Annotated in this window: 1 pseudogene; it reads right to left on the reverse strand. The window is 55.4% G+C overall.

The features are described 5' to 3' along the window. Window positions 1–210: 210 nt before the first annotated feature. Window positions 211–639: pseudogene (locus NKH43_RS35220) on the reverse strand (DDE-type integrase/transposase/recombinase); the annotation flags it as partial. Window positions 640–812 lie beyond the last annotated feature (173 nt).

Below are 812 nucleotides of genomic sequence, written 5' to 3' on the forward strand. Positions count from 1 at the left end.
ATCGGCGGATAACCTGTTCGCCATAACGCATCCAGATGAACCGCCACCTACAACAATATAATCGAAATTCAATATGATTCTCCGCTGACGAGCCTGCACGGTGCTCTGTTGAGGACTTGGGCAAGATGTAAAATTGGTTTCTGAAGTGCATCCCGTTTCCTCGAACGGTCGGTTTAGGTTGAGATGGCCGGGATGAACGCCAAGGGGAAGCTATCTTGCTTGCGAATTAGGATCGATGTCGTTGTAGTACGAACCATCTATCGATCTGCGGAGTGGTGCCTGAGCGTAAAGAGCTGAGATGCGGATGTAGTCTCGTTTAACCGTGTTGACGAAAGCTTCCCGAAATGCCGTTGGACTGTGGGCTGTGAAAGATTGAGCGCTTGGGCGAACAGTCTTGTTTAGCGCGCCGTAGGCCGAGCCGCTATCCGATAGGTGTTCGACAGCATGCGGGGCTCGGGTTGCGGGGAACCGTTTCTCGACAACCTCCAGCATCGTGTCGCGCACGTCGGAGCCGGAAATTCCGGCAATGGCGACAGCGGCCCAGGAGATCTCGCGGTCAAAGGCGTCGATGATGAAGGGGAGCCGAATTACCTCGCTGTTCCAACAGGCGAACTCAAGCCGGTCCGAGCACCAGAGGAGTTCGAGCGACGTACTGGTCGAAAGCCCCAGTGATGGCTTCGTGGATACGCCCATAGAGCACATGTCCGTCTCAGGCTGGCCAAATATTATGCAGCACTCTTGGAGTGGAGGCCTTGGGGTCTTCAACCCCTGCTGCACGCAAACGGTCCGCAAATTGGGCTAGCACCGAGCGG

Source organism: Mesorhizobium sp. M1163 (genome assembly GCF_040318415.1).
Classification (GTDB): Bacteria; Pseudomonadota; Alphaproteobacteria; order Rhizobiales; family Rhizobiaceae; genus Mesorhizobium.